Genomic DNA, 22850 nt, shown 5'->3' with positions numbered 1-22850 from the left:
GTCAAGCCACTCGCCAAGATCGGCGCTTGGTCAGGCGGGGGGCGGCCCGGCGTACGCGCGGATCCAGGCGTGCATGGCCACCGCCGAGGCCACCCCGGCGTTGACCGACCGGGTCGAGCCGTACTGGGCGATCGAGTACATCCGGTCGCAGGCCGCCCGGGCCGCCTCGGACAGCCCCGGGCCCTCCTGGCCGAACAGCAGCACGCAGTGCCGCGGCAGAGTCGTCGTCTCCAGCGGCACGCTGCCGGGCAGGTTGTCGATGCCGATGACGGCCACCCCCGCCGCGCGCGCCCAGGAGGCGAAGGCCTCGACCGAGTCGTGGTGGCGTACGTGCTGGTAGCGGTCGGTCACCATCGCGCCGCGCCGGTTCCAGCGGCGGCGGCCCACGATGTGCACCTCGGCGGCCAGGAACGCGTTCGCGGTGCGCACCACCGTGCCGATGTTGAAGTCGTGCTGCCAGTTCTCGATGGCGACGTGGAAATCGTGCCGCCGGGTGTCCAGGTCGGCCACGATCGCCTCGTGCCGCCAGTACCGGTACCGGTCCACCACGTTGCGCCGGTCGCCCCCGGCCAGCAGCTCGGGGTCGAAGTGGGCGTCCTGCGGCCAGGGCCCGGCCCACGGCCCGACACCGACCTCGAGTTCGTCGTCCCCGGCCGCGCCACCCGTGCCGAACCCGTCCGGGACCACCGGCGTCGGCGTGTCGTCGCACGGCGCCCGTTCGGCGGGCACAGCGACGCCACCGGGCTGCTGCTTCTGCGGCCTGGCGGCGTCGCTGCGTGGTTCGGTGGTCACAAGTGAAGGATTTTAGCTGGTCACACGTTGCGCAGCGCATCCACCAGATCGGTCAGGAAGCGCTGTTCGGCCGGGCTGCGGGTGACCCCGCCGATACCCAGCAGGCCGCCGGTCCGGGCCGCGCCGCAGACCTGGTCCGCGATCGACTCCAGCCAGCGGCGGTACGCCTGTCCGTCGGCCGGCGTGGCCCGCGAGTCGAGCACGATCGCCGCCGCGCGGCAGCCGACCAGCACCTCGGTGATGGCGGCGTGCGGGTCGCGGAACTGCTCGGCGGCGGGCGGATCGGGGTCGGCCTCGGCGTAGATCGCGCCGACGATGGCTTTCACCAGCTCGGAGTCCACGTCGGCTCCGGCGGCGATGGCGTTGATGCCGGCCAGGCCCTCGTCGACCGTACGGCGGTCGCTGTCGGGTTCGGCGGAGGTGGCGGCGATCATGACACGGGCCGGGAGCCGGGTCAGCAGCTCCCACTCGTGCGGTTCGAAGGTGAGGGGAGCTATCTCCCGCCGGTACAGCTGGCGCGAGATCAGGTGATCCGCTGCGGAATTGCTCGGCATGGCGACCTCCTGCCGTCAGCATATGCCGCGAGCGCGGACGCTTGCCGCGAAGCCTGCCAATCACCCCCAGCGGCCGGTGAACGTTGTCTGTGACGTAGTTCTCGGCACGGCCTATGTACTCACCGGTAACGGCCGTGCAGAATCCTTTTCACAAGCGCGGGCGGCGGGTGCCGGGGAGGGCCCCGCCGTTCGCTGCATCCAGGGGCGGGAGACGGACAATGCAGTTCGGGCGCTACTTCGAGGAGTTCGAGGTCGGGGCGATCTACAAGCACTGGCCCGGCAAGACGGTCACCGAGTACGACGACCACCTCTTCTGCCTGCTGACGATGAACCACCACCCGCTGCACCTGGACGCGCACTACGCGGCGACGCAGACCGACTTCAAGCGCAACGTGGTGGTCGGCAACTACATCTACTCGCTGCTGCTGGGCATGTCGGTGCCCGACGTCAGCGGCAAGGCCATCGCCAACCTCGAGGTCGAGAGCCTGCGCCACGTCGCGCCGACCTTCCACGGCGACACCATCTACGGCGAGACCACGGTGCTCGACAAGCGAGAGTCCGGCTCGAAGCCCGACCGCGGCGTGGTCAGCGTCGAGACCCGGGGCTACAACCAGGACGGCACCCTGGTCTGCGTCTTCAAGCGCAAGGTCATGGTCCCCAAGCGCCCTGACCCCGCGGAGTAACCCGCCCCGGCGACCCTCGCCGCCCCCGTTTTTCATCGACGTTGGCCTATCACATCGAGAATTCGTGGATCGGATTCGATGTGATAGGCCAACGTCGATTCAAGGGCGGGACGGAGGCGGCGGCACCGCGCAGGCGGCCGTGCCGCCGGGGAGCCGGTGCCGGTGGCGGGCGATCAGGCGGTACACGGGCCAGGACACGGCGCCCAGGCCGGGCAGCCCGAGCGCGCCGCCCACCGGACGCCACGCCGAGCGGCTCGCCCGCAGCAGCGCCGCGATCGCGTCGGGCCCCGCGAGCGCGGGCCGGCCGGGCACGACATACTGCACCGCTTCGACGCACCGCTCCCGGGTCAGGCCCAGGGCGGGCAGGTCGGCGCGCTGCCAGGGCACGATCTCCGCGTCGGTGGGCACCCGGCGGCGGAGGAACTCGGCGCACCGGGTGCAGAACGCGCAGTCGCCGTCGTAGACGAAGGTCGCGGGCACGCTTACATCGTCCTCCGCCACACGCCCGCCATATACCGGGATGCCCTGTGTGTCACGTCACCGTCGGTACCGTGGACAAGACGGGAATGTGCAAGGTGGCGCAGCGGTTTACATGGACGTTGGTCACTCGATGAAATGAGGAGCACGACAATGGGCACCGTGGAGTTCACGACCGCCAACTTCGTGGAGAAGACGAGCGGGGACGGCATCACCTTCATCGACTTCTGGGCGAGCTGGTGTGGTCCGTGTGTCCGTTTCGCGCCCGTCTACGAGCGGGCCGCCGAGGCGAACCCGGACGTCACCTTCGGCAAGGTCGACACCGAGGCGCAGCAGGAGCTGGCCATGCAGTTCAACATCCAGTCGATCCCCACGATCATGGCCGTCCGCGACGGCGTGATCGTGTACGCCCAGCCGGGCGCACTGCCGGAGGCGGCGTTCCTGGACCTGGTCAAGAAGGTGCGCGAGCTCGACATGGAGAAGGTCAAGGCCGACGCGACTGCTGCCTAGTCTTCGAACATATGTTTGAATAACGGGGTGCGCTGGAGCCATCTGACCGAGAGCACCCCGCCGGACGCGACCGCGCCGGTGCAGCAGCCGCTGCCCGGCGCGGTCGTGCGTACGTTCGACACGCCCGGCTTCGCCGGGATGACGTTCTACGAGGTACGCGCCAAGTCGCTGATCAACAAGGTGGCGGGCGAGCCGCGCGGCGTGCCGTTCGAATACACGATCAACCCGTATCGGGGCTGCACCCACGCGTGCTCGTACTGCCTGGCCGGGGACACCCCGGTGCTGATGGCCGACGGGCGCACCAGACCCATCGCCGAGCTGCGGATCGGTGACGCGATCATCGGCACGGTCCGCGAGGGCTCCTACCGGCGTTACGCGGTGACCCACGTGCGCGACAAGTGGTCCACCGTGAAGCCGGCCTACCGGCTGACCCTGCGCGACGGCACCGAGCTGGTGGCCAGCGGCGACCACCGCTTCCTGACCGACCGGGGCTGGAAGCACGTCACCGGGACCCGCTCGGGGCCCGACCAGCGGCCCCACCTGACCACGGGCAACAAGCTGATGGGCACCGGCCGCTTCGCCGAGCAGCCCAAGGAGTCCCCGGAATACCGCCGGGGCTACCTGCACGCGGTGCTGCGCCCGGAGCCGGACACCGGCTACCGGGACCCGTACGGCACCGTCCCCCGGTTCCGGCTGGCCTGCGCCGAGCCGCAGGTGCTCAGCCGCACGATCGGCTACCTGCGCGAGTCGGGCGTGCACACCGCCGAGTACGCGCCACTGGGCCAGCGCACCGGGCTGCGCACGTACGCCCGGCGCGATCTCGACCTGGTGGGCGGCCTGCTGGAGCGGCCCGACGAGCGCGACGCCGAATGGGACAAGGGTTTCCTGGCCGGCGTCTTCGACGCCGAGGGCAGCCACACCCAGGGCCTGTGGCGCATCGTGCACACCGACCCGGAACTGGTCGAGCCCACCCGGGCGGCGCTGCGGGCGTTCGGCTTCGCGTTCGTGGTCGAGGACCGGCGCGACCCGATCGGGCTGCTCAGCCTGCGGTTGCTCGGCGGCCTGCCGGAGAAGCTGCGCTTCTTCCACCTGACCGACCCCGCGGTGACCCGGCGGCGCGCGGTGCAGGGCATCGCCGTCAAGGGCGCCGTGCCGCTGCACGTCACCTCGATCGAGCCGCTCGGCCTGGAGCTGCCGCTGTGGGACATCACCACCGGCACCGGCGACTTCATCGCCAACGGCGTGGTCAGCCACAACTGCTTCGCCCGCAACACGCACAGCTACCTCGACCTGGACACCGGGCACGACTTCGACTCGAAGATCGTGGTGAAGGTGAACGCGCCCGAGCTGCTGCGCCATGAGCTGGGCTCGTCCCGCTGGAACGGCGATCCGATCGCGATGGGCACCAACGTCGACTGCTATCAGCGCGCGGAGGGCCGCTACCGGCTGATGCCGGGCATCATCGGGGCCCTGTCGGACTGGTCGAACCCGTTCTCGATCCTCACCAAGGGCACGCTGATCCTGCGCGACCTGCCGCTGCTGCAGCGCGCGGCGCAGCGGGCGCGGGTGTCGGTGGCGTTCTCGATCGGCTTCCTCGACGAGCAACTGTGGCGCAGCGTCGAGTCGGGCACGCCGAGCCCGTCGCGGCGGCTGGACGCGGTGCGCCGGATGAGCGACGCGGGGCTGCGGGTCGGGGTGCTGATGGCGCCGATCCTGCCGGGCCTGTCCGACAGCGAGGAGCAGCTCGATGCGACCGTCGGGGCGCTGGTGGCTGCGGGCGCGGCGAGCATCACGCCGCTGGTGCTGCACCTGCGGCCCGGTGCCCGGGAGTGGTATCTGGGCTGGCTCGCCACCAACCATCCGGACCTGGTGCCGTTCTACGAGCGGCTCTACCCGCGCGGGCGGGCCTACGTCAGCGCCGACTACCAGCGGCTGGTCACCGCGAAGGTGCGCCGGGCCTGCCGGCGGCACGGGCTTCCCGCGCGCGACACGCCGGCGCGCGACCTGGTGCTGACCGGGGACGAGCCGGCGGAGCCCGCCGCCGCGCAGGCGGCGGGCGTCCAGCTCACGCTTCTGTGAACGACGGCTGCCGGTCGGTGCCCTGGATCCAGGCGACCGTGCGCCGCTCCATCACGAACGACAGGAAGGGGACGGTGCCGGCCAGCGCCACCAGCAGGATGCGGGTGACCGGCCACTGCACCCGGCGCGCCAGGTCGCCGACCGCGGCGAGGTAGACCACGTACAGCCAGCCGTGCACCGGGGCGATGATCACGACACCGAGGTTGTTGTCGCCGAAGTACTTCATCGGCATGGCGACGAGCGTCAGCAGGAGCAGCATCACGCCGACGATCCAGGCGATGACGCGATACCGGGTGAGTGCGCCGTTCATCGATACTCCTTAGCGGGATAGTCGCTGGGTCGTGCCTCGGGGTTCTCGTTCAGCCAGGCCAGGTATCGGTTGTACTCGGCCAGCTGCGGATCGCCGGAGTCCTCGTCGGCGGCAGTGGGCTGATTCACCCGCCGCGTGATGACCGGCCGCGGCCGGTCTTCCGGGTCAACGGCCGCAGTCGGCTCGTCGGCACGGCCCTTGCGCAGGGTGAGCCGGATCTCCCGGACCCAGATCACCACCACGAAGATCGCGAAGATCGGCCACTCGAAGGTGTACGCCCAGCTCAAGGTGTTTCCCTCGGCGGCACGGCCCGCCTGCCACCAACCGAGGGCCAGACATGTGACGACGGCCAGCAGCGCCAGCGCATGACCGGCCAGCCAGCCGGGGGTGAGCAGTCGTCGCACGTCGGCCAGAATAGCCTGCCCCGGATCCGTCACCGGCCGCGCCGTTGGTGGAGGTGAGGCGGTCTCGTAGCCTTTCCAGGTGATCCCCGTGCCGACGACCCCGCGCGCCCGCGCCGCCTACCTGGCCGCGGCCGGGCTGCTGCTCATCGCCGGCGCGTGGTGGTACGGGCGCACCACGCCCATCCACCCGCTGTCCCAGGACGAGGCGGCGACCCTCTGGCTGATCGTCATCGGCGTCGGGGCCGCGCTCGCCCGCTTGTTCCACCTCTCCCGTCACCCGACCGGGCAGTGGCGGCAGGGCGCCGCCGACGGCGAACCCGGCCTCGTCCTCACCCCCGTGTCAGACCGGGTGCTGACCGGGATCTGGTTCGCCGTACAGTTGCCGATCATCGCCCGCTGGGCGCGCCTGCACGACGGCCGCGAACTGGGCCTCGCGATCGTCTGGACCCTGCTCACGCTGGGGCTGCTCTGGATCGTCGTGCGCCCCGCCCACGGCAGCGCCCGCCAGATCGTGCTCAACGCCGGCGGAGTCCGCGTGCACCGCCGCCACTTCCCCTGGTCCCAGCTCCGCTCGGCCCGCCTCAACAGCGGTTCGGGCCTGCGCCTGGAGACCACCGACGGCACCCTGCGCCTACGCGGCGCCGAATACCGCATGCGCGACACCGACGTGGCCGGCGTCCTCCAGTACTACCTGGACCACCCCGAACGCCGCGGCGACCTGGCCCACCTCCCCACCGCCCCACCCGAACTCCGCTCCCACTGACCCCCGGACGATCTTGCGCGAATGTCCCCATGACACGCCCGTAAGGGACAGCCGAGGGGCCATTCGCGCAAGATCGGCGAGGAGAGGGCGGAGGGTCAGCGGGAGCGGTACTCCTTGAGGAGGCCCCGGGAGATGATGGTCTTCTGGATCTCGCTGGTGCCCTCGCCGATGAGGAGGAACGGGGCCTCGCGCATGAGGCGCTCGATCTCGTACTCCTTGGAGAAGCCGTAGCCGCCGTGGATGCGGAACGACTCGGTGACGATCTCGTGGCAGTACTCGCTGGCCAGCAGCTTGGCCATGCCGGCCTCGACGTCGTTGCGCTCGCCGGAGTCCTTCAGCCGGGCGGCGTTGACCATGAGGGCGTGCGAGGCCTCGATCTTGGTGCCCATCTCGGCCAGCTTGAACGCGATGGCCTGGTGCTGGGCGATCGGCTTGCCGAACGTCGAGCGCTGCTGGGCGTAGGCCACGGCCAGCTCGAAGGCGCGGATGGAGATGCCGCAGGCGCGGGCGGCCACGTTCACGCGGCCCACCTCGATGCCGTCCATCATCTGGTAGAAGCCGCGACCGGCCTTGTCCGCGCCGCCGAGGATCGCCGACTCGGGCACCCGGTGGCCGTCCAGCACCATCTCGGTGGTCTCGACGCCCTTGTAGCCCATTTTCTCGATCTTGCCGGGGATGGTCAGGCCGGGCGCGGTCTCGCCGAAGCCGGGCTCCTTCTCCAGCAGGAACGTGGTCATGTTGCCGTAGACGCTGTCCGCGCCCTGGTCGGTCTTGACCAGGGTGGCCACCACCGACGAGTACGCGCCGTTGGTCAGCCACATCTTCTGGCCGTTGAGCACGTACGTGTCGCCGTCGCGCACCGCGCGTGACTTGATCGCGGAGACGTCGGATCCGGTCTCCGGCTCGGACATGCTGAACGCGCCGCGCACGTCACCGGTCGCCATGCGGGGCAGCAGCCGCTGCTTCTGCTCCTCGGAGCCGTGCTGGCCGACCAGGTACGCCACGATGAAGTGGGTGTTGACGATGCCGGACACCGACATCCAGCCGCGGGACAGCTCCTCCACGACCAGCGCGTAGGTCAGCAGCGACTCGCCGAGGCCGCCGTACTCCTCGGGGATGGTCAGGCCGAACAGGCCCATCTCCTTCATCCCCGCGAGGATCTCCTCGGGGTACTCGTCGGCGTGCTCCAGCCGCTGCGCGCGCGGAATGATCTCCTTGTCCGCGAATTCGCGTACCGTCTCGAGGATGGCGGTCTGCACATCGGACAAGCCGGGAGTACGGGCGAGACGAGCCATATGTCAGCCTCCTGGGCACTGAACGAACCTTCAGGTGAGCTGAGTATGAGCCGGGCCACCGTCCCATCCAAGGCGCTTGACAGCACCGTCACTGTGAAAAGGTTCACCGGGTTCGCTACCGTGCCCTGAACCCATATCCCAGAGACGAGGCACCAGCCCCCCATGACCTACCCGCCGCCCGCGAGCCCGGATCCCTTCAGCCAGCAGCCTGATCCGTACGCCGCTCCGCCCGCCCCGAACCCGTACTCCCCGCAACCCGCCGCCGACCCGTACGCGGTGCCGCCGGTCAGCGCGGACCCGTACGCGGCGCCGGCCGTCAGCGGTGCGCCCTACTCCCCGCAGCCCACCGGCGCGTACGGCGTGCCCTACACCCCGTACCCGGCGGCGGGTCCGGCCACGCCCGGCACCAACGGCATGGCGATCGCGTCGATGGTGCTCGGCATCGTGGGCCTGCTGCTGTGCTGGTGCTACGGCATCGGCGCGCTGCCCGGCCTGATCGGCGCGATCCTCGGCCACATCAGCCAGAAGCAGATCCGGGAGCGCCAGCAGGAGGGCAAGGGCCTGGCGATCACCGGCATCATCACCGGATGGTCGGCCGTCGCGCTGACCGTCATCGGGGTCGCGATCATCGCGATCATCATCGCCAACGACCCGACCTTCTGGGACGCGGTGCAGAACGGCAGCAGCAGCAGCGACTGGGACTGATCAGGGAGACATGCAATGACCTATCCGCCGCCCGCCGGCCCGGACCCGTACGCGAGCCAGCCGGACCCCTACGCACCGCCGCCCACCCCGAACCCCTACGGAGCGCCGGCCGTGCCCGGCTCCCCGGTGACGCCGCCGATGAGCGCGCCGCCCGCGAGCGTGCCGCCGATGAGCGCGCCGCCCGCACCGCAGCCGGGGCAGCCTTACGGCGACCCCTACAAGTCCGGCGACCCGTACGCCGCGGCACCGCAGCAGCCGTACGGGCAGGCTCCGTACGGGCAGCAGCCGTACGGCGGCTACCCGCCGCCGCGGCAGCAGAACAGCATGGCCCTGGTCGCGCTGATCCTGTCCCTCGTCGGCCTGATGACCTGGATCACCGCCCCGATCGGCGCGATCCTCGGCCACTCGGCGATGAAGCAGATCCGCCAGACCGGCGAGGACGGCGAGGGCATGGCCAAGGCGGCCATCATCGTCGGCTGGATCATCACGGGTCTCGGCGTGGTCGGCTGCCTCTGCGCCTTCGTCCTGCCCTTGCTCGGCATCCTGGGTGCGAGCGGCGCCAGCAGCTACTGACCACCGGCGCGTCCGGAACAGCCGAGCGCGCCGGCGAAACGACCGAGGCTCCGGCCCGCTGCCACAGCGGGCCGGAGCCTCGATTCGTGTGCTCCTGTGCTCGTCGCGTCAGAGCACGGCGGCCGCGCTCGCGTCCCACAGGCGGGCGGCGAACTGCGGATCGCGGGCGCTGGGATGCGGGCGGGTCGGCTTGCGCAGCACGTAGTACGCGCCGTTGCTCAGCTGGGCCGGGTCCTCGGTGGCCAACCAGACCAGCTGGTCGGCCCCCTGCTCGGGGGTGGCGATCCCGGGACCGATCTTGTAGAACAGCCGGGCGGCGGGCGTGCCGAAGCGGGTGCGCACCACGCCCGGGTGGAACGAGAAGCTGAGCAGGTCCGGCCAGCGCCGGGCGGCCTCCGCGGCGAACAGGATGTTGGCCCGCTTCGAGCCGCCGTAGGCCAGCCAGGCGCTGTAGAGGCCGCCGCGCCGGTCCAGGTTGTCCGGGTCGAGCGTGCCGAACGAGTGCGCCATCGACGCCGTGTTGACGATGCGGGCGCCGGGCGCGAGCTGCTCGCGCAGCAGGTGCGCCAGCAGGAACGGGGCCAGGTGGTTGGTCTGGATGGTCAGCTCGTGACCGTCCACGGTGGTGGTACGCCGGGCGGCGACCAGTCCCGCGTTGTTGGCCAGCACGTCGACGCGCTGCCCGGCGAGCTTGGCGGCGAGGTCGTGGACCTGCGACAGCTGTGCGAAGTCGGCCAGCAGGCCGACCGGCTCGGGGCCCGCCGCGGCCGCTCGCACCGTGCCCAGTGCCGCGTCCAGCCGGCCCGGATCACGCCCGACGAGGGTGACCAGCCAGCCCTGCCGTACCAGCGCGACCGCCGCCGCCTGCCCGATGCCGGACGTGGCTCCGGTGATCACCGCGTGCCGCGTGAGATCTTCCACAGTCCCGTTCTCCTCTCGACGGGAGTGAGGTTACCGTGGCGTCAACTACTGAACGCTCCCTAAGGAGTATCGATGGCCGCTCTCGGGCGTTCCCGCAGGTCCTGCCTGGCCGTGCCGGGTTCCAGCGTCAAGATGCTCGGCAAGGCCCAGGGCCTGCCGGCCGACCAGGTCTTCCTGGACCTGGAGGACGCGGTCGCCCCGCTGGCCAAGCCTGAGGCCCGCAAGAACATCGTCGCCGCGCTCAACGAGGGCGACTGGGCCGGCAAGACCCGCGTGGTACGGGTGAACGACCTGACCACGCCGTGGACGTACACCGACGTCATCGAGATCGTCGAGGGCGCGGGCGCCAACCTGGACGCGATCATGCTGCCCAAGGTGCAGAGCGCATCGCACGTGGAATGGCTCGACCTGACGCTGACCCAGCTGGAGAAGTCGCTCGGCCTACCGGTCGGCGCGATCGGCATCGAGGCCCAGATCGAGAACGCCGCCGGGCTGGTCAACGTGGACGCCATCGCCGCCGCGTCGCCCCGCGTGGAGACCATCATCTTCGGCCCCGCCGACTTCATGGCCTCGATCAACATGAAGTCCCTGGTCGTGGGCTCGCTCATCCCCGGCTACCCGGGCGACCCGTACCACTACATCCTGATGCGCATCCTGATGGCCGCCCGTATGCACGACAAGCAGGCCATCGACGGGCCGTACCTGCAGATCAAGGACGTGGACGGGTTCACCGAGGTGGCCCGGCGCTCGGCCGCGCTCGGCTTCGACGGCAAGTGGGTGCTGCACCCCGGCCAGATCGACGCCGCCAACGAGGTCTACTCGCCGGCCCAGTCCGACTACGACCACGCCGAGCTGATCCTCGACGCGTACGACTACTACACCTCGGAGCAGGGCGGCCGCCTCGGCGCGGTCATGCTCGGCGACGAGATGATCGACGAGGCCTCCCGCAAGATGGCCCTGGTCATCTCCGCCAAGGGCCGCGCCGCCGGCATGACCCGCACCACGTCCTTCACGCCCCCCGCCTGACCCCGGTTTTCATGGACGTTGGCCTATCTCATCGACTGAACGCTGATCGAAGTCGATGAGATAGGCCAACGTCACTGCGGGATCAGTCGCGGAGTTCGGCGATGCAGCACTTGACGCTGCCGCCGCCCTTCTTGAGCTCGGCGAGGTCGACCAGGACGGGGTGGTAGCCGGCCGCGGTGAGCTTCTCCGCGAACGCGGTCGACTCGGTGTTGATCACGACGTTGCGGCCGTCGCTGACCAGGTTCAGCGCGAACGCGAGCGCGTCGGCCTCGTCGGCGATCACGGCGTTCGGGAACAGCTGCGCGATGACCTGCTGCGAGGCCTCGGAGAACGCGCCCGGGTAGTAGGCGATGTTCTCGTCGTCGAGCACGGTCAGCGCGACGTCGAGGTGGTAGAAGCGCGGGTCGACCAGCTTCAGCGAGATCACCGGGCGGCCCAGGGCCTCGGCGGCCTCGGCGTGCGCGGCGGGCTCGGTGCGGAAGCCGTACCCGGCGAGCGCGATGCCGCCGTGGGCGTCGGGCAGGTAGGCGAAGTCGCCCTCACCCTCGTTGATCTGGGTCGGCGCGACGAAGGCGTACTCGTCCCGGGACTCGTAGAAGGCCCGGTGCGCGGCGGCCTCGTCGGCACGCTGGGGGTAGCGGAACTTGGCCCCGTACGCGACGCCGTCGACGACGAACGCGCCGTTGGCGGAGAAGACCATGTCCGGCAGGCCGGCCTGCGGGGTGAGCACGTGCACCGTGTGGCCGAGGTCGACCATCGTCTGGCGCAGCACGTCCCACTGCTTGACCGCCAGCGCCGTGTCCACCGGCGCGGTGGTGTCCATCCAGGGGTTGATCGCGTACTCCACGACGAAGTGCTCCGGGGCGCACATCAGGTAGGCACGCGGGCGGGGCCGCCGGGCAGTGGGGATCAAGTCACGCTCTGTCACGATCAGCAAGATTACGCATCCGGACCGCCGCCCAGTAGCGGGAAGGATTGCGTCCTTGTGCTGGTCTGTTGCGTCTTCGTCCCGTCGACCGGCGTTCTGTTGCGTGAAAGGGCAGGTTCGTTTACGGATCCGAGCACACCCAGCGTGACGGCTCTACGGAAACGGAACAGGCGGAGCGATTCGTCACCATGCGGAAACCGTCGACGACCTTGATCGGGTCGTCGACGGGTCCACGACCGCCGCTCCGGCTACTTCACTTCCAGCGTGAACTGCGCCGTGTGCACCTTGCCGCCCACGGAGTAGTCGAAGAACATCCGGTAGCGCCCCGGGCTCGGGGCGGACAGCCAGAACTTGACGCCGCCGTTGACCAGTGCGGGTTCCGGATGCACGTGCACGTACGCCAGGTCCAGCTCGCGCAGCACCACCAGGTGCCCGAACGAGCCGAGGTACGGCTCCAGCGCCGCGACGGAGCCGCCCTGCTTCACCGTGAACAGCATCGGCTGGCTGGCCCCGATGACGGCGCTGCCCTCGTACGCCACGGTCAGGCCGTCGGCCGCGGCGTCCCGGGCCGCCGCGGGCAGCGGCTGCGGGCGGTAGTCACCGGCCACGGTGAGGTCGGTGCCGAGCGCGATCGCGGTCTGCGTGCCGCCCGCGCTGATCGCGGTGAAGTCGGCGTACGCCCGCCACGGGCCCGGCGTCGAGAGGTCGGCCTGCACGGTCCAGGTGCCGTCCGCGGCCATGGTCGGGTGCAGGTGCTGGTAGCCGGTCATGTCCCGGCGCACCACGACGAGGTGCAGCGGCTTCGCGTGCACCACGGCGAAGTTCGTCACCGCCTTGCCGTCGGCCCCGTTGACCGTGAATTCGAGCTGCTGCGGGCCGGGCGCGGCGAACACCGTCGCCGCGGGGGCCAGCGTGTAGCCGCCGCTGCTCACCGACAGCCCGCCGACCTCGGAACCGGCGCTGGCGCCGGGGGCGTGCACGTGCACACCGCCCGCGCCCGCGTCCGTCGAGGCCGCCGGGGCCCCGGTGGTCGCGCCCTGGGTGGGGCTCTCCGCCGGCCCGAGCACCTTGCCGAGGGTGAAGCCGACGACCAGGGCCACGATCAGCCCGCCGACGAACATGCCGAGCCTGGTGCCCGCCGGATCGCCGGAGCCGCCGGCGGCCTGCGCGCGGACCACGCCGGTCTGCGCCGGGACCTGGGGCTCGGCTTCCGTCGCCTGCTGCTCAGGCATCGACGCCGGCCAGCTGGTAACCCGCCTCGTCGACCGCGTTGCGCACCTCGTCGAGCGGCAGCACGGCGTCGCTGGTGACCACGGCGCGGCCCGCGGCGAGGTCGATCTCGACCTGCTTCACCCCGGGCAGCCCGGTCAGCTCGGCGGTCACCGCGCTGACGCAGTGCCCGCAGGTCATGCCGGTGATCTGGTATGTCGTCCGAACGGACATCGCGGTCTCCCTACGACCTATGACCGGACCAGGCGAGCGATCGCCTCGGTGGCTTCCTTGACTCTGGCAGTGGGGTCGTGGGCGTAACCGACCGGGGTCTTCTCCGCGCTCTCCACGATGTCACCATACCCCCTGGGGGTACCCACGCCAACACCGCGGAGTGTCGCCGAAGACGTCAACCTGACCACCACTGCACCGATCATGCACTTTTGTCGTTATAACCACGTGTCGAACTCCGCCACGCGACGCCTCGTGTTATGGGCAGGCGCGACGCTGATCGCGTCGACCGTGCTCATCTCGGGCGCGGCGCACGCCGAACCGTCGAGCGCCGAGCTCGACCGCCAGATCCGCGCCAAGTCGGACCAGCTCGAGGTCGTCGTGGAGAAATACCACGACCTGCGGGAAGACCTCAAGACGACGGCCGCGCAGACCGGGGTCCTGCAGCGCCAGATCGACCCGCTGAAGGAGCAGATCACGCACCGCCGGGGCGCCGTCGGGCGGCTCGCGGCCGCCGGCTACCGATCCAGCCGGTCCATGTCGCTGTCGCTGCTGCTCGACGCGGGCACCACCCGCGACGTCGTGGACCGGCTGCTGCTCATGAAGTCGTACACCCAGCACCAGCAGCGCGAGATCGAGGAGCTGGCGCTCACCTCGGAGCGGTACGCCACCGCGCAGCGCACCCTGGGCGCCCTGCTCGACCAGCAGAAGGACCAGCAGAGGCAGCTCAGCCGCCAGCAGGCCACGATCGAGTCCGCGATCAAGGAGCTCAAGGCGCTGCGGACCAAGGCGTACGGCCCCACCGGCCGGCCGGCCCGCGCCGAGGACCGGGCGAAACCGCCCGTACCCCGGCTGGCCGGCGCGAGCGAGAAGGTCCTCAAGTACGCGCTGGCCCAGATCGGCAAGGACTACAAGTGGGCCGGGGAGGGGCCGGGTGGCTTCGACTGCTCAGGGCTGGTCGCCGCCACCTTCCGCACCATCGGCATCCAACTGCCGCACAGCTCCGGCCGCCAGCAGCAGCGCGCCCGCGCCATCTCCCGCGGCCAGCTCGTCCCCGGCGACCTCATCTTCTTCTACCGCGACGTCCACCACGTAGGCATCTACCTGGGCGGCGACAAGATGGTCCACGCCCCCCAGTTCGGCGAACGCGTCCGAGTCGACCCCATCGACTCCCTCCCCATCAACAGCTTCGGCCGCGTGGTCCTCTCCACCCACTGACCCCGCCCACAATCGACGTTGGCCTATCACATCGAAAAATCGGCGGTCCGATTCGACGAGATAGGCCAACGTCTGTGCAAGGCGCGCCGCGCCGGAGGCGGGGCGGGAGCGGGTCAGGGGCGAGGTGGTGAGGTCACGGCTCGGCGGACGGCGGTGAGGCGGGTGCCGAGGCCGGCCAGGCCGCCGGGGAAGAAGTAGACGGCCAGGATGAAGATGGTGCCCAGCACGAACAGCGGCTGGGACAGCGGACCGGCCAGCACGCCGGGCAGCGAGTCGACCGCGTCGGACCCGCCGAAGTCGGTCAGCCGGTGGTCCAGGTAGGTGAACAGCACCCCGCCGAGCACCGGCCCGAACCGGGTGCCGGGCCCGCCGAGCACCACCATCACCAGCAGCGTCAGCGTCAGGTCCGACGACGCCACGTGCGGCGACGCCCCGGCCGCGAGCAGCAGGTACACCACCCCGCCGAGCGCGGCCAGCGAGCTGGAGAGGGTGAACGACACCAGCTTGAAGCGGTACGGGTCCAGCCCCAGCACCCCGACGCGCCGCTCGTCGTCGCGCAGCCCCGCGAACACCCGCCCGGTCGGCGACTGCGCCACCCGGTGCAGCACCACGACGACCAGGCCGAGGTACGCCAGCGCGAGCCAGTACAGGTTCACGGTGTTGACGACGCCGACGAACATGTCGGGCAGCCCGGCGGCGTTCAGCGCCAGGCCCTCCTCGCCACCGGTCAGGCCGCCCGGGTCCCGGGCCACCAGGATCGCGCCGACCTGCCCGAACGCCAGGGTGACCATGGAGAACGCGATGCCGTGCACGCGCAGCGCGACCGCGCCCAGCGCCGTCGCGATCGTGGTCGCGAACAGCACTGCCAGCAGCGCGGCCAGCGGCAGCGGGTAGCCGTACTTGGTGACGAGGATGTCGGTGCCGTAGACGCCGAGCGCGAAGTAGAGCGCGTGCCCGAACGACAGCAGCCCGGTGCGCCCGAACAGCAGGTCGTAGCCGGCCGCGAGGCCGCCGAAGACCAGGCACAGCGCGAGCACCTGCAGTGCCCCGGGCGAGTTGAGCGGCCCGTCGAACAGCCCGGGAATGGTGATCCCGCTGTACGGCAGCAGCGCCAGCGCCACGAACGCCGCCACCGGCCAGTACCGCTTGAGCAGCGTGAGTGGGGTCGCGGTCATGCGGTCGCCGCCTTTCCGGCCAGGCCCGCGGGACGCCACAGCAGCACGACGGCCAGCAGCGCGACCACGCAGATGTCTCCGGCCCCCGAGGTGCCGTAGTAGTTGACGAACTGCTGGAGCAGGCCGACCGCGACCGCGGCGACCGCCGAGCCCAGCACCGAGCCCATGCCGCCGATCACGACGACGATGAACGCGAAGATCAGCAGGGAGGCCCCGCTGGTCGGCGAGACGCTGCCGAAGTACACCCCGGACAGCGCGCCCGCGAGCGCCGCGGCCGCCCCGCCGATGGCGAAGACCAGGGTGAACGCCTTGCGCACGTCGATGCCGAGCGCGGTGACCATCTCCCGGTTCTCCACCCCCGCCCGGATGATCAGGCCGTACCGGGTCCAGCGCAGGAATGCCAGCAGCAGGCCGAGCACCACCAGGGCGGCGACGATCAGCAGCAGCCGGTCCAGCGGCACCCGGGCCCCGGCGAGGGTGACCACCTGCTGGGTCCACGACGGGCGCGGGAACGGGCGCGGGTCCGCGCCGAAGCCCGCCTGCAGCGCGGCCACCCCGGCCAGCGACAGGCCGACGGTGACGAGGACCTGCTCGATGGTGCGCGAGTACAGCGGCCGGATCATGACCAGCTCGACCAGCGCCGCGACCACGGTCCCGGCCACCACCCCGAACAGCACGGCGAGCACGAAGCCCCACCCGTCGCTGCCCGCGCCGGGCAGGTTGCCCGCGGCCCACCAGGTGGCGTACGCGCCGACGGACAAGAACAGCCCGTGCGCGAAGTTGAGCACGTCGGCGAGCCCGAACACGAGCGACAGGCCCGACGCGACGAGGAAGTACAGCGCCGCCAGGCCGAGCCCGGTGACGGTCATCAGGACGATCGTCGACATCAGTGCCCCCCGGCAGCGTTGACGGCCAGCAGAGACTTGGTGAGCGCCGGGTCGGCCAGCAGCCGCTCGCCCGGCCCGGTCCAGGCGACCTGGCCCGCGGCGATGACGACGGCGTCGCCGGCGAGCCTGCGTACGACGGCGAGGTTCTGCTCGACGAGCAGCACCGGCACCGCCTGCGCGGCCCGCTCCAGCGCCTCGGCCACCTCGGTGACCACCTTCGGCGCGAGACCCTTGGTCGGCTCGTCGATGAGCAGCAGCTTGTTGGGGTTCAGCAGCACCCGGCCCAGCGACAGCATCTGCTGCTGCCCGCCGGACAGCGAGCCCGCCCGCTGCTTCGCCCGCTTGGACAGCTCCGGGAACAGGCCGAAGACGAGGTCGTAGTCGGGGGTGTCGGTGCGCTCGGCCAGCCGCAGGTTCTCCGCGACGGTCAGCCCGGCGAACACGCACCGGTCCTCGGGCACGAAGCCCAGCCCCGCCTTGACCAGCGCGTGCGTGGGCCTGCCGAGGATCTCCTCGCCGCCCAGCCGCACCGAGCCGGTCGCCGCGCCGTTGCGCGGGGTCAGCCCCAGGATCGCGCGCAGCGTGGTGGACTTGCCCACCCCGTTGCGCCCCAGCAGCACGGTCACCCCCGACGACGCGACCTCGAACGACACGCCCTGCAGGATGTGCAGCCCGGCGATCCGCACCGACAGGTCGGCCACGCGCAGCAGGCTGCTGCCGCCGGTCCGATCGGCGTCCTGCGCCGCGTCGGCCGTCGCCGTGCGGCCGGTGTTCGGCTTGCCCGGCGCGGTGGCCCGCTCGCCCGCGGTCATAGCCCCTCCCCGAGGTAGGCCTCCTGCACGGTGGCGTTGGCCATCACCGCGTCGGGGGTGTCGCAGGCCAGCAGGGCGCCGTGGTGCATGACGGCGATGCGGTCGGCCAGTTCCAGGATCACGTCCATGTGGTGTTCCACCATGAGCACGCTGCGACCGCTGTGGGCGGTCAGGTCCCTGATCACCTCGACCAGCTCGGGCACGTCCTCCGCGGACACCCCGGCCATCGGCTCGTCGAGCAGCAGCACCGACGGCTCGCCCGCCAGCAGCAGTGCGATCTCCAGCTTGCGCTTCTCGCCGTGGGCCAGCGTGCCCGCGAGCGCGTCGCCGCGCGCGCCGAGCCCGACGACGGCCAGGCACTCGTCGGCACGTTCGGCGACCTCGCGGTACGTGGCGGCGCGCCGCCACAGGGCCATCGAGCCGCCGCGGTGGGCCTGCACCGCGAGCCGGACGTTCTCGCGTACCGACAGGCTGCCGAAGACCGACGACGACTGGAAGGTGCGGCCCAGGCCGCGCTGCGCCCGGCGGTGCGGGGCCAGCGCGGTGATGTCCGCGCCGTGCAGCAGCACCCGGCCGGCGGTGACCGCGCGCAGGCCCGAGATCAGGTTGAACAGCGAGGTCTTGCCGGCTCCGTTGGGGCCGATGACGCCGAGGAACTCGCCGGGGTGCAGTTGCAGGGACACGCCGTCGACGATGGCGACCTCACCGATACGCCAGGTCAGCGCGTCGGTGGCCAGGACGGCGGGGGCTTCTGGGGAGCCGAGGCTCCGGCCGGGCCGCTGCTGCGGCGCGGACGGAGCCTCGGTCGTACCCGGGACGGGGTGGTCCACGATCACTTCATCGCTACGGCGGGCGGGGTGACCTCTTCCGGGGCCAGCTCCTTGACCAGCTGCGGCTTCGCGGCCGCGCCGGAACCCACGAGCTTGACCTGGAACATCGGCTGGATCATGGCGTGGTCCTCCTTGCGGATGGTCATCTTGCCCTTGACCCCGTCGAAGCTCCAGCCCTCCAGCGCGCCGACCATCTTCTCGACGTCGTCGCCGCCCTCGGCGATCGCGCGCACCACCATCTGCGCGGCGTTGAAGCCGTCCGGGCTGAACAGGTCGAGCCCGCCGGTGATCTTCGCGCTCGCCGCCTTGGCGGCGTCGTTGCTGGTCGCGCCGTCGAAGTAGTGCGACAGGAAGGAGATCTTCTCGCCGGCCGCGCCGAACACCGGGTACGACGCCTTCTGGTCCAGGCCGGTCACCACGGTGGTGCTGCCGAGCACGCCCTGCTGGTCCAGCGCGCCCCACATGGCGGTGGCGGTGGTGCCCGCCCAGGCCACGAAGAGCAGGTCCGGCTTGGCGGCGTTGACCTGGCTGGCGAACGGCGTGAAGTCGGTCGCGCTGGCCGGGACCAGGATCGCCGACACCTTCGCGCCCGCGCCGCCGATGACGGCGGTCACCGCGGCCTCGTTGGCCTTGCCGAACGCGCTGTCCTGGGCGAAGACGACGACCTTCTTGTCCTTGGCGTCGCCGATGAACGACTTCGCGGCCAGCACGTCCTGGTACGACTGCCGGCCGGAGCGGAACGTGTAGCGGTTGACGCCGGTGACGCCGTCGGTGGCGGCGGGGCCGGAGATGAACAGCACCTTGTCCTGCGCGGCGACCGGCGCGACCTGCAGGGCCACACCCGAGGAGGCGGACCCGGCGAGGATCTTGACGCCCTTGCCGATGAAGTCCTTCGCCGCGGAGACGGCCTTGGCCGGGTCACCGGCGTCGTCGGCCTCCAGCAGCTCGATCGCCCGGCCGTTGACCTTGTTGGTGCCGTTGGTGGCCTGGGCCAGGCCGGCCTTGAAGCCGTCGATGTACTGCTTGCCGTAGCTGGCCAGGGCGCCGGACTGGGAGTAGACCAGGCCGACCTTGACCGGGGCCCCGTCACCGCCCGTGCCCTGCGCGGCCTCCTGCGGGCTGCTGCAACCGGCGGCGGCCAGCAGGGCGGCGGCGACCGTCGAGGCAACGAACACGCGCCGGGAGAAACCGGCATTCTCTGCAAAACCGTGCAGTCTGCGCTCGCTCACTGCATCTCCTCATTGAGTGATCTGTCGATGCCGCGAGGTCGCTCTGTCAATACGGTGTTTCGAAAAAGAGTCACCTCGGGGTCGCGGACCACGCTAGAGAGACACCTCACAGGCGGCCATGTGGGCGGAACCCACAACGACCGCCGGAGCGGTGTAGCGCGCAGCTAGAGCACGGACAGGTGGACGTGGTTGGTGTGGTCGCCGGCCGGGTCGTCGCCGCAGTTGCCGCCGGCCGAGCGATAGGTCTTCCAGCCCGATCCGGCCAGCCAGATCTTGCAGTACCAGATCACGTACATCACGCCGAGCCGGCTGGCGTTCTTCACGAAGAAGGAGGCCAGCTTGTCGCCGTAGAGCTTGTTCTCACCCTTGGACGAGAAGTTCTTGAACCCGTCCGGCTCCGAGGAGAAGTCGCAGGCGCGGCCCTTCGGGTGCTCGTACATGTCGCCGGAGCGGTAGCAGGAGACGTAGTGGTGGAACCACCGCTGCGCCTGCTGCAGGGCGTGCAGCGTGCGCGGCGTGATGCAGCCGTTGGCCGGGGTCGGGTCGTTCACGGTGCAGCCCTGCGAGGGCCAGCTGCCGTCGGAGTTGCGCTTGGCCGGGGCGGCGGTCGGCGCGTACGGGTCGACCCAGCCGTTGGTGGCGTACCCGCCGACCGCCGACAGCGCCCGCTCGGTCGCCGCGCGCAGCTTCTTCATCTCGGCGAGCTGCTTGTTCTGCTCGCGGACCCGGCCGTCGATCTCGGCCTTGGTCGTGTCGATCTCCTTGCGTGCCGCGACCAGCTCGCTGATCCTCGACTCGTCGCGCGCCGTCATCTTCTCGAACGCGGCGGAGCGGGCCAGGAAGTCGTCCGGCGAGTTGGCGTTCAGCATGACGCCGATGACACCCAGGCGGCCCGCCTTGTAGGCCTCGGCCGCGTACTTCTGCACCTCGGTCTTGGCCCGCAGGTAGCGGTTCTCCGCGAGGACCAGCGACTTGTTGAGCGCGGCCTGCTCGGTCTTGGCCTTGGTGAGCAGGCCCTCGGCCTCCAGGTACTGACCGGCGGCGCTCTCCAGGGTCTGCCGCAGCTGCGCGACCTTGGTCGAGGAGATCTCGTTGGGCTCGGCGTTCGCGGCGGCGGGAAACGACGTCACGAGGAACACCGCGGCGATGGCGGCGGCGATGGCCGGCACGAAACGGCGCCGAGGGCGCACCGTCAGGGTCACGGACGTGGATCCTTCCGTCTCACGCCGCGAAGGGAAGGAACTGGGGGTGCGCGCGGCGGCGGCCGCCACGGGTGTCGGGGGCACCCGCAGACGTGCGGCCGCGAGGCAGATTACCGCAGCGCCACGCCGAACCGAAAGTTGCTCACGCCAGCAACACGCTCCGTACCAGCCCAAACACCGCATCGTCACGACACACGACGAGCCCGTTGCGCGGGTGCACCGGGTCGTAGTCGGCGCCGTCGAAGTGCCGGACGACCCCGCCCGCCTCGCGCATCAGCAATGCCCCCGGCGCGTGGTCCCACGGCTTGGCCCGCCAGAACAGCGCGAAGTGCCGGGTCTGGCGCAGCAGCTCCGGATACTCCCGCGCGGCGCAGCGCAGCCCGGGGATCGCCTCGGACAGGTTCGGCAGCCGGGACTCCATCTGCTCGCGCAGGTCCGGCGGCAGGTACTTGGTCATCACGGCGCCGCGCAGCTGCTCCGCGCTCACCGGGGTGTGGTCGAGCACCATCCGCACGCCGTCGACGTAGGAGCCGGCACCGGCCTCGGCCGCCGCGACGGTCCCCGGGACCGGCTCGTAGATCACCGCGAGCACCGGCACGCCCCCGCGCATCAGGGCGACCATCATGCCGAACGGTTCCTTCCCGGCCGCGAAGTTGCCGGTGCCGTCGATGGGGTCGATCAGCCATACCGCACCGTCGTCGTCCAGCCGCGCCAGCACGTCCGGGTCGGCGGCGACGGCCTCCTCGCCGACCACCAGCGAGCCGGGCAGCAGCGCCGCGAGCTTCGCGGTCAGCATGACCTCGGCCTCCCGGTCGGCGATCGTGACGAGGTCACCGGGGCTCTTCTCGACGATCTCCCCCTCGGCCAGGTTGCGGAACCGCGGCAGGACCACCGCCTCGGCGGTCTCCCGCAGAATGTCCACAATCCGGTCAATCATCGCCGCGCCCCCGTCCCGAAGGGTTTATGATCGCCTAATGTTCGCACGGAGGACGAGACGTCTCATCGCCACCGCAGCGCTGGCTGTCGCGCTCACCGGCGGGGCACTGGCCGGTTGCAGTGGCGAGGGCGCGACCAGCACCTGCAGCACGACCGGTTGCACCATCACGTTCGAACGCAACGTCACCAACGCCAAGATCTCCATTCTCGGCGTCGAGGTGCAGCTCGTCAGCGCGAACCAGGACTCGGTGACGCTCAAGGTGGCCGGCCAGGAGGTCACCGTGCAGCGGGGCGACGGCGTGAACGTCGGCGACTTCACCGTCAAGGTCACCGAGATCACCGACAGCCAGGTCGTGGTCCAGGTCGACCGCGGCGGAAACTGACCGGCACCTGCGCCGACCCCTGTCCGCGACGGGGCTCCGACGGGTTAATCTCGTACGCGTCCGGCTGCGCCAGCAGCCCAAACCCGGCGCGGAGCGCCCCGGAACACGGTGGTCGACAATGACTGGCAACCCCTCCACTCCCCCCGTTTTCGTGCACCCCAGCGCCGATGTCGAGGAAGGTGCCCAGGTCGGCGCCGGCACCAAGATCTGGCACCTGGCGCACGTACGCAACAGCGCGACCATCGGCGCCGGCTGCGTGATCGGGCGCAACGTGTACGTCGACGCCAACGTCGTGATCGGCGACCTCGTGAAGGTCCAGAACAACGTGTCGGTCTACCACGGCGTCACCATCGAGGACGAGGTCTTCGTGGGCCCGTGCGTGGTGTTCACCAACGACCTGCGGCCGCGCGCGCAGAACCCGGACTGGCAGATCACCCCGACGCTGATCAAGCGCGGCGCCTCGCTCGGCGCCAACGCCACCATCGTCTGCGGCACCGTGATCGGCGAGCACGCCATGGTCGCGGCCGGTTCCGTGGTCACCAAGAACGTCGCGCCGAACCAGCTGGTCGCCGGCAACCCCGCCCGGCACCTGGGCTGGGTCGACGAGAAGGGCCAGATCGTGTCCCGCGACGCGGAGCGGCCCGCCGGCCTGTGACGGCGGCCGGAGCATGACAGCCCGCGCCGCGTGCCGCCGTCCACGACAGTGGCCGGCGGCACG

Annotated in this window: 27 protein-coding genes; 10 read left to right on the top strand and 17 right to left on the bottom strand. The window is 70.9% G+C overall.

What is annotated here, in order from left to right:
* Positions 1 to 30 precede the first annotated feature (30 nt).
* Together Cco03nite_RS37020 and Cco03nite_RS37015 are read right to left on the bottom strand one after the other, a co-directional pair.
* On the bottom strand, positions 31 to 687 hold the full coding sequence (locus tag Cco03nite_RS37020) for a TrmH family RNA methyltransferase (RefSeq protein ID WP_203698698.1): 657 nt from the start codon (positions 685 to 687) through the stop codon (positions 31 to 33).
* A 125-nt stretch (positions 688 to 812) separates the two neighbouring features.
* Positions 813 to 1346, bottom strand: coding sequence for a hypothetical protein (locus Cco03nite_RS37015; RefSeq protein WP_203698684.1), 534 nt, complete (start codon positions 1344 to 1346; stop codon positions 813 to 815).
* A 218-nt stretch (positions 1347 to 1564) separates the two neighbouring features.
* On the opposite strand from Cco03nite_RS37015, the gene Cco03nite_RS37010 reads away from it, so the two are divergent.
* Positions 1565 to 2029 (top strand): MaoC family dehydratase, encoded by a 465-nt coding sequence (locus tag Cco03nite_RS37010; protein ID WP_203698683.1) that lies wholly within the window; start codon positions 1565 to 1567, stop codon positions 2027 to 2029.
* A gap of 99 nt (positions 2030 to 2128) precedes the next feature.
* On the opposite strand, the gene Cco03nite_RS37005 is transcribed toward Cco03nite_RS37010, so the two are convergent.
* A complete protein-coding gene (locus tag Cco03nite_RS37005) occupies positions 2129 to 2509 on the bottom strand; it encodes a thiol-disulfide oxidoreductase DCC family protein (RefSeq protein ID WP_203698682.1) in 381 nt (126 codons plus the stop codon).
* 150 nt (positions 2510 to 2659) lie between these two features.
* Here Cco03nite_RS37005 and Cco03nite_RS37000 point away from each other — a divergent pair, with 150 nt between their 5' ends.
* The gene (locus Cco03nite_RS37000; protein WP_203698681.1) at positions 2660 to 3016 is read left to right on the top strand and encodes a thioredoxin family protein; all 357 of its coding nucleotides are present in this window, start codon (positions 2660 to 2662) and stop codon (positions 3014 to 3016) included.
* 27 nt (positions 3017 to 3043) lie between these two features.
* The gene (locus Cco03nite_RS36995) at positions 3044 to 5095 is read left to right on the top strand and encodes an intein-containing Rv2578c family radical SAM protein (protein ID WP_203698680.1); all 2052 of its coding nucleotides are present in this window, start codon (positions 3044 to 3046) and stop codon (positions 5093 to 5095) included.
* Here Cco03nite_RS36995 and Cco03nite_RS36990 read toward each other — a convergent pair.
* Entirely contained in the window at positions 5082 to 5405 is a 324-nt protein-coding gene (locus Cco03nite_RS36990; protein ID WP_203698679.1) for a DUF3817 domain-containing protein, read from the bottom strand. The genes Cco03nite_RS36995 and Cco03nite_RS36990 overlap by 14 nt on opposite strands.
* A complete protein-coding gene (locus Cco03nite_RS36985) occupies positions 5402 to 5809 on the bottom strand; it encodes a hypothetical protein (protein WP_203698678.1) in 408 nt (135 codons plus the stop codon). The genes Cco03nite_RS36990 and Cco03nite_RS36985 overlap by 4 nt, the downstream gene beginning before the upstream one ends.
* An 88-nt stretch (positions 5810 to 5897) precedes the next feature.
* Between Cco03nite_RS36985 and Cco03nite_RS36980 the strand changes: the two genes are divergently transcribed.
* On the top strand, positions 5898 to 6572 hold the full coding sequence (locus tag Cco03nite_RS36980; protein ID WP_203698677.1) for a hypothetical protein: 675 nt from the start codon (positions 5898 to 5900) through the stop codon (positions 6570 to 6572).
* A 95-nt stretch (positions 6573 to 6667) separates the two neighbouring features.
* Here Cco03nite_RS36980 and Cco03nite_RS36975 read toward each other — a convergent pair whose 3' ends face one another.
* Positions 6668 to 7867 carry an acyl-CoA dehydrogenase family protein gene (locus tag Cco03nite_RS36975; RefSeq protein ID WP_203698676.1) on the bottom strand — a complete coding sequence of 400 codons (1200 nt, stop codon included), beginning with the start codon at positions 7865 to 7867 and terminating at the stop codon, positions 6668 to 6670.
* A gap of 162 nt (positions 7868 to 8029) precedes the next feature.
* Here Cco03nite_RS36975 and Cco03nite_RS36970 point away from each other — a divergent pair, with 162 nt between their 5' ends.
* A complete protein-coding gene (locus Cco03nite_RS36970; protein ID WP_203698675.1) occupies positions 8030 to 8572 on the top strand; it encodes a DUF4190 domain-containing protein in 543 nt (180 codons plus the stop codon).
* Positions 8573 to 8587: 15 nt separating this feature from the next.
* Positions 8588 to 9145: a DUF4190 domain-containing protein gene (locus tag Cco03nite_RS36965; RefSeq protein WP_203698674.1), complete on the top strand. Its 558-nt coding sequence runs from the start codon at positions 8588 to 8590 to the stop codon at positions 9143 to 9145.
* 108 nt (positions 9146 to 9253) lie between these two features.
* Here Cco03nite_RS36965 and Cco03nite_RS36960 read toward each other — a convergent pair whose 3' ends face one another.
* Positions 9254 to 10066, bottom strand: a complete 813-nt coding sequence (locus Cco03nite_RS36960; RefSeq protein ID WP_203698673.1) for an SDR family NAD(P)-dependent oxidoreductase — start codon at positions 10064 to 10066, stop codon at positions 9254 to 9256.
* Positions 10067 to 10138: 72 nt separating this feature from the next.
* Here Cco03nite_RS36960 and Cco03nite_RS36955 point away from each other — a divergent pair, with 72 nt between their 5' ends.
* Complete coding sequence (locus tag Cco03nite_RS36955; RefSeq protein WP_191840206.1) at positions 10139 to 11092, top strand: HpcH/HpaI aldolase/citrate lyase family protein; 954 nt, start codon at positions 10139 to 10141, stop codon at positions 11090 to 11092.
* Between the two features lie 82 nt (positions 11093 to 11174).
* Here Cco03nite_RS36955 and ddaH read toward each other — a convergent pair whose 3' ends face one another.
* The 3 genes from ddaH to Cco03nite_RS36940 all read right to left on the bottom strand — a co-directional run bounded on the left by ddaH (position 11175) and on the right by Cco03nite_RS36940 (position 13463).
* Positions 11175 to 12020, bottom strand: a complete 846-nt coding sequence (gene ddaH, locus Cco03nite_RS36950; RefSeq protein WP_373314419.1) for a dimethylargininase — start codon at positions 12018 to 12020, stop codon at positions 11175 to 11177.
* A gap of 248 nt (positions 12021 to 12268) precedes the next feature.
* Complete coding sequence (locus Cco03nite_RS36945) at positions 12269 to 13252, bottom strand: DUF8832 domain-containing protein (protein ID WP_239167965.1); 984 nt, start codon at positions 13250 to 13252, stop codon at positions 12269 to 12271.
* Positions 13245 to 13463, bottom strand: a complete 219-nt coding sequence (locus tag Cco03nite_RS36940; RefSeq protein ID WP_203698672.1) for a heavy-metal-associated domain-containing protein — start codon at positions 13461 to 13463, stop codon at positions 13245 to 13247. The genes Cco03nite_RS36945 and Cco03nite_RS36940 overlap by 8 nt, the downstream gene beginning before the upstream one ends.
* Before the next feature lie 252 nt (positions 13464 to 13715).
* On the opposite strand from Cco03nite_RS36940, the gene Cco03nite_RS36935 reads away from it, so the two are divergent.
* The gene (locus Cco03nite_RS36935) at positions 13716 to 14678 is read left to right on the top strand and encodes a C40 family peptidase (RefSeq protein WP_203698671.1); all 963 of its coding nucleotides are present in this window, start codon (positions 13716 to 13718) and stop codon (positions 14676 to 14678) included.
* Positions 14679 to 14791: 113 nt separating this feature from the next.
* Here the strand turns inward: Cco03nite_RS36935 and Cco03nite_RS36930 are convergent, their stop codons facing one another.
* The 7 genes from Cco03nite_RS36930 to Cco03nite_RS36900 all read right to left on the bottom strand — a co-directional run bounded on the left by Cco03nite_RS36930 (position 14792) and on the right by Cco03nite_RS36900 (position 21750).
* Entirely contained in the window at positions 14792 to 15853 is a 1062-nt protein-coding gene (locus Cco03nite_RS36930; protein WP_203698670.1) for a branched-chain amino acid ABC transporter permease, read from the bottom strand.
* Complete coding sequence (locus tag Cco03nite_RS36925) at positions 15850 to 16740, bottom strand: branched-chain amino acid ABC transporter permease (protein WP_203698669.1); 891 nt, start codon at positions 16738 to 16740, stop codon at positions 15850 to 15852. The genes Cco03nite_RS36930 and Cco03nite_RS36925 overlap by 4 nt, the downstream gene beginning before the upstream one ends.
* Positions 16740 to 17552 carry an ABC transporter ATP-binding protein gene (locus Cco03nite_RS36920; protein WP_203698668.1) on the bottom strand — a complete coding sequence of 271 codons (813 nt, stop codon included), beginning with the start codon at positions 17550 to 17552 and terminating at the stop codon, positions 16740 to 16742. Before Cco03nite_RS36920 ends, Cco03nite_RS36925 begins: the two co-directional genes overlap by 1 nt.
* On the bottom strand, positions 17549 to 18289 hold the full coding sequence (locus Cco03nite_RS36915) for an ABC transporter ATP-binding protein (RefSeq protein WP_203698695.1): 741 nt from the start codon (positions 18287 to 18289) through the stop codon (positions 17549 to 17551). Before Cco03nite_RS36915 ends, Cco03nite_RS36920 begins: the two co-directional genes overlap by 4 nt.
* A gap of 95 nt (positions 18290 to 18384) precedes the next feature.
* Positions 18385 to 19557 carry a substrate-binding domain-containing protein gene (locus tag Cco03nite_RS36910; RefSeq protein WP_203698694.1) on the bottom strand — a complete coding sequence of 391 codons (1173 nt, stop codon included), beginning with the start codon at positions 19555 to 19557 and terminating at the stop codon, positions 18385 to 18387.
* 218 nt (positions 19558 to 19775) lie between these two features.
* A complete protein-coding gene (locus Cco03nite_RS36905; protein WP_239167963.1) occupies positions 19776 to 20813 on the bottom strand; it encodes a coiled-coil domain-containing protein in 1038 nt (345 codons plus the stop codon).
* A gap of 142 nt (positions 20814 to 20955) precedes the next feature.
* Positions 20956 to 21750, bottom strand: coding sequence for an inositol monophosphatase family protein (locus Cco03nite_RS36900; RefSeq protein WP_203698667.1), 795 nt, complete (start codon positions 21748 to 21750; stop codon positions 20956 to 20958).
* 37 nt (positions 21751 to 21787) lie between these two features.
* Here Cco03nite_RS36900 and Cco03nite_RS36895 point away from each other — a divergent pair, with 37 nt between their 5' ends.
* Both Cco03nite_RS36895 and Cco03nite_RS36890 read left to right on the top strand, forming a co-directional pair.
* Positions 21788 to 22132 carry a hypothetical protein gene (locus Cco03nite_RS36895; RefSeq protein WP_203698666.1) on the top strand — a complete coding sequence of 115 codons (345 nt, stop codon included), beginning with the start codon at positions 21788 to 21790 and terminating at the stop codon, positions 22130 to 22132.
* Between the two features lie 118 nt (positions 22133 to 22250).
* Positions 22251 to 22787: an acyltransferase gene (locus Cco03nite_RS36890; RefSeq protein ID WP_203698665.1), complete on the top strand. Its 537-nt coding sequence runs from the start codon at positions 22251 to 22253 to the stop codon at positions 22785 to 22787.
* The last annotated feature ends 63 nt before the right edge of the window (positions 22788 to 22850 follow it).

The organism is Catellatospora coxensis (assembly GCF_016862635.1).
GTDB classification, from domain to species: domain Bacteria; phylum Actinomycetota; class Actinomycetes; order Mycobacteriales; family Micromonosporaceae; genus Catellatospora; species Catellatospora coxensis.
Note: the sequence above shows the minus strand (reverse complement) of the source record. Positions and strands in the feature narration are given on the sequence as shown.

Coding starts and splice junctions, on each gene's coding strand:
- Cco03nite_RS37015 (WP_203698684.1), bottom strand. CDS start 1,346: ATGCCGAGCAATTCCGCAGCGGATCACCTGATCTCGCGCCAGCTGTAC.
- Cco03nite_RS37010 (WP_203698683.1), top strand. CDS start 1,565: ATGCAGTTCGGGCGCTACTTCGAGGAGTTCGAGGTCGGGGCGATCTAC.
- Cco03nite_RS37000 (WP_203698681.1), top strand. CDS start 2,660: ATGGGCACCGTGGAGTTCACGACCGCCAACTTCGTGGAGAAGACGAGC.
- Cco03nite_RS36990 (WP_203698679.1), bottom strand. CDS start 5,405: ATGAACGGCGCACTCACCCGGTATCGCGTCATCGCCTGGATCGTCGGC.
- Cco03nite_RS36975 (WP_203698676.1), bottom strand. CDS start 7,867: ATGGCTCGTCTCGCCCGTACTCCCGGCTTGTCCGATGTGCAGACCGCC.
- Cco03nite_RS36970 (WP_203698675.1), top strand. CDS start 8,030: ATGACCTACCCGCCGCCCGCGAGCCCGGATCCCTTCAGCCAGCAGCCT.
- Cco03nite_RS36965 (WP_203698674.1), top strand. CDS start 8,588: ATGACCTATCCGCCGCCCGCCGGCCCGGACCCGTACGCGAGCCAGCCG.
- Cco03nite_RS36955 (WP_191840206.1), top strand. CDS start 10,139: ATGGCCGCTCTCGGGCGTTCCCGCAGGTCCTGCCTGGCCGTGCCGGGT.
- Cco03nite_RS36945 (WP_239167965.1), bottom strand. CDS start 13,252: ATGCCTGAGCAGCAGGCGACGGAAGCCGAGCCCCAGGTCCCGGCGCAG.
- Cco03nite_RS36940 (WP_203698672.1), bottom strand. CDS start 13,463: ATGTCCGTTCGGACGACATACCAGATCACCGGCATGACCTGCGGGCAC.
- Cco03nite_RS36930 (WP_203698670.1), bottom strand. CDS start 15,853: ATGACCGCGACCCCACTCACGCTGCTCAAGCGGTACTGGCCGGTGGCG.
- Cco03nite_RS36925 (WP_203698669.1), bottom strand. CDS start 16,740: ATGTCGACGATCGTCCTGATGACCGTCACCGGGCTCGGCCTGGCGGCG.
- Cco03nite_RS36920 (WP_203698668.1), bottom strand. CDS start 17,552: ATGACCGCGGGCGAGCGGGCCACCGCGCCGGGCAAGCCGAACACCGGC.
- Cco03nite_RS36900 (WP_203698667.1), bottom strand. CDS start 21,750: ATGATTGACCGGATTGTGGACATTCTGCGGGAGACCGCCGAGGCGGTG.
- Cco03nite_RS36895 (WP_203698666.1), top strand. CDS start 21,788: ATGTTCGCACGGAGGACGAGACGTCTCATCGCCACCGCAGCGCTGGCT.
- Cco03nite_RS36890 (WP_203698665.1), top strand. CDS start 22,251: ATGACTGGCAACCCCTCCACTCCCCCCGTTTTCGTGCACCCCAGCGCC.